Here is a 3174-nt window from a genome sequence, read left to right as displayed (position 1 = left end):
AAGGCGGCCAGCAGCCCAATGCCCCCGGCCCAGAGCGACAGGCGTTTCTGGTGGGTCATGTCCATCTTGCCCAGGCCACCCGGATCCATCATGAACATCACCATGAAAATCGCCATCACGCTCATTTCCGTGGCCATCATCATGATCTGCAACACGCCCAGAAACTCGGCCTGCATGACCAGGAACATCGCCCCGATCGCGGTCTGCGAGAACAGCAGAGCCAACGCCGAGCGCACCATCGAATGGGTGCGAAAGACCACGACGCCGAACCACATCGCCGCGCCGCCGAAGAACGCCAGAAAGATCATCTGAACCGTCATATCGGCACCACCAGGGCGATCACGCCCACGACAAAGACATTGGCCAGCGCCAGCGAGATCCCTAGCTTCCAGCTCAGCGCCAGATAGCGCGCCTCGCGGATGCGCGGCATGTAGCGTCCGACACTCAGCATAGCCGCAGCCACGGCCAGGATCTTGATCGCGCTCCAGGCCCAGGCGGGCAGCCACGGGCCCAGCCAGCCGCCCAAATAGAAGGTCACCGTCGCCCCCGCCAGCGCCAGGATAATGACCATCCGCGCCAGCCGCAGCACCGCCAGCCGCACGCCGGTATATTCTGCCTCGACCCCGCCGGCCAATTCGCCGGTAGCATCGGGCAGGTCCAGCGGCGGCAGCCAGGCCAGCCCCATCGCCGCCACGACGAACAGGACAAACCCCATCGGCTGGTACAGCACGTTCCAGAGCTGCGCCTGCGAGGCGACGATCTCAACCGTCGAGAGCGACTCCGCCCGCATGGCGACGGCGGTGATCGGCATCACGATCAGCATGGCATAGGCAATGAACTGGCCCAGGAACCGCCAGCCCGCAATCATTGCGTAGGCCCCGTTCGGCCCCCAGCCCGCCATGATCAGCGCCACCAGCACATAGGCCAGCGCAGCGTTCAAAAACAGCGCCCCGGTGGCCAGATCGGTAATGATAAGCTCCGGTGCCAGCGGGATCACCGCCACCGCCATCAGCCCCGCCACCAACAGCAGCACCGGCCCAAGCTCAAAGAACAACCAGTCAGATTTGCGCGCCAGCAGCGATTCCTGCCCCATAAGCGCCAGGGCGGCCCAGGCCGGACCCGTCAGGCTCAGGTGTCCATGCACGGCCCATCGTTCGATGACGGCCAGCGCATAGGCCCCGGCGGCGAGCGACAGGAGAACGACAAGAATGCTCATCCACGCACCTCCCAGGGCGACAGGTCGAGCGAGGCGACGGCGCTCAGGGCATCGCCCAGTTCCCGCTGCGCCGTCACCGTTTCGACAAGGGCGATGTTCACGTCTGTCGGCGTGTCGAGATCGGCCTCGACCACCTTGCCATTGGCCAGCTTCACGCGCAGCGACGCCGTGCCGCGCGGTGTTTCGATGCGAGCCTCGCCCTCGCCCGACACCCTGTCCACATCCGGCACCTGCGGCACAGCAATCATCCCGGCGGCCGCGATCAGGTCGAGGCTTTGGGCGATCTCGTCGCAGCGCAGCCGCAGCCGCGCCAGCGCATCGCCGCCGTTGCGGACGCGCATTTCGAACCCGAGATCCTTCAGCGTTGGATCACCCGTACGGGCATCCGATCCGCCACCCCGCGCCCGGTCCACCGGGCCGCTCGCCGGGGTGTCCTTGCCGATGCGCGCAATCCGTCCCAGCCGCATCCGCATCAGCGGCGCTGCCTCGACCCGGCGGATCAGCCGCCGGATCGCCAGGGCCTGCGCGGCGATCCCGTCAATGTCAGCGTCCCGCACCGCCAGTTGCAACGCCCCGGCCCGCGCGGCAAGCCAGAGAAACCCCGACTGCGTGCCGAACTCGGCCAGCCAGCCCAGATGGCTGACGATCCGCTCGCGTTCCCCCGCGGCGGCGCGGCCACGGCGCGCGTTCTGGCCGGGGTCGACGCGGGCGGCCTCCTCGATCGATGCGCAGGCGAGAATGCGATAGGCCACGGGGCTGAGCGGCATCATCGCGGCCAGACGCTCGACGAAATCGACCACCGCCATCGGCGGACCATCCACCAGTTCCGCCCTGCCCACAAGGCTCCTGACCTCGCTGGCCGCCACGGTATCGCCGTCCAGCGTCAGGGTCAGGCGCAGCCCTGCGGGCAGGCCCGGAAAGAACGGCCCGAACGGCACCTCGATCCAGTCCATCTGCAACCCGTCGCTGCTGCGCGGCTGGCCTTCCGTCAGTTCGACCATCGACATGAAATGCGGCTCGATCCCGTCGATAGTGGCCTTGGAGTGGCCGCCATGTCCGGCATGCCCATCGTGGCCGGAATGGTCCTGCTGTTTGCCATGCCCGCCGTGACCGCCATGCCCGGGACCGTGACCGGGACCGTGGCTTTCCACCTCCTCCGCCTTCACCAGGTTCATGCCGCATTTAGGGCACTTGCCCGGTGCATCGCTGATCACCTCGGGGTGCATCGGGCAACTATATGCCCCCGACCCGCCCGCCTTGTCGTCGTGACCGGCATGATCGCCATGCGCGGAGGGCGCGTGGCTTGCGTGCCCATGCCCATGCCCGTGACCGTGGCTTTCCACCTCCTCCGCCTTCGCCAGGTTCATGCCGCATTTGGGGCACTTGCCTGATGCGTCGCTGATCACCTCGGGGTGCATCGGGCAAGTGTATGCCCCCGACCCGCCCGCGTCGTGAGCGTGGCCCGCATGTGCGTGATCGGCGGGGTTTGGCCTGTCCTCCCGGGGCATGTCGTGGCCACCGTGCCCACCATGTCCATCGGACGCTGTTTCGCGCGGCACCAGCGTCATGCCACATTTGGGGCAGTCTCCGGGGGCGTCGCGGACAATCTCGGGATGCATTGGGCAGGTGTATTCCACGCGCACCTCAAGAGCGGCGGCGGTAAACTCCCCGGTGTTTGCGCGAAACGCGCCTGCCGCGACAACGCGGCGCAGATCGGCCAACCCAGAGTGCAGCCCGGCCTGTGTCAGTGGTGCCGAGACGTCCGCATCGGGCAACGGGGCGATGTCGCCCGCGCCCAGTGCAAGGATCGTGCGCGGACGCGGCATCTGTGCATAGGCCACGGCGGCCGCATCGCGCAGCCCTACGTCCAAGGGGCCCGCAATAATCAGCACGTTCGCATGGCGCGGGGTGCCCACAATCCGCAGGTACGCATTGGCAAGGTCGATCCCCATCGACCG

Annotated in this window: 3 protein-coding genes; all 3 read right to left on the bottom strand. The window is 67.4% G+C overall.

Annotation, left to right across the window (positions count from 1 at the left end; genetic code table 11):
- A partial coding sequence (locus BN32_RS25465; protein ID WP_202962538.1) for an NADH-quinone oxidoreductase subunit J family protein occupies positions 1-308 on the bottom strand: 308 nt, incomplete at its 3' end.
- 8 nt (positions 309-316) lie between these two features.
- Positions 317-1216, bottom strand: a complete 900-nt coding sequence (locus BN32_RS25460) for an NADH-quinone oxidoreductase subunit H (protein ID WP_040427768.1) — start codon at positions 1214-1216, stop codon at positions 317-319.
- Entirely contained in the window at positions 1213-3168 is a 1956-nt protein-coding gene (locus BN32_RS27415; protein ID WP_430641987.1) for a heavy metal-binding domain-containing protein, read from the bottom strand. Before BN32_RS27415 ends, BN32_RS25460 begins: the two co-directional genes overlap by 4 nt.
- Positions 3169-3174: the final 6 nt, after the last annotated feature.

It is taken from the genome of Afipia birgiae 34632 (genome assembly GCF_000308295.2).
Classification (GTDB): domain Bacteria; phylum Pseudomonadota; class Alphaproteobacteria; order Rhizobiales; family Xanthobacteraceae; genus Afipia; species Afipia birgiae.
Note: the sequence above shows the minus strand (reverse complement) of the source record. Positions and strands in the feature narration are given on the sequence as shown.

What these genes read in the sequence shown, in the direction of transcription:
- BN32_RS27415 (WP_430641987.1), bottom strand. Translation starts at nt 3,168, where the DNA reads ATGGGGATCGACCTTGCCAATGCGTACCTGCGGATTGTGGGCACCCCG.
- BN32_RS25460 (WP_040427768.1), bottom strand. Translation starts at nt 1,216, where the DNA reads ATGAGCATTCTTGTCGTTCTCCTGTCGCTCGCCGCCGGGGCCTATGCG.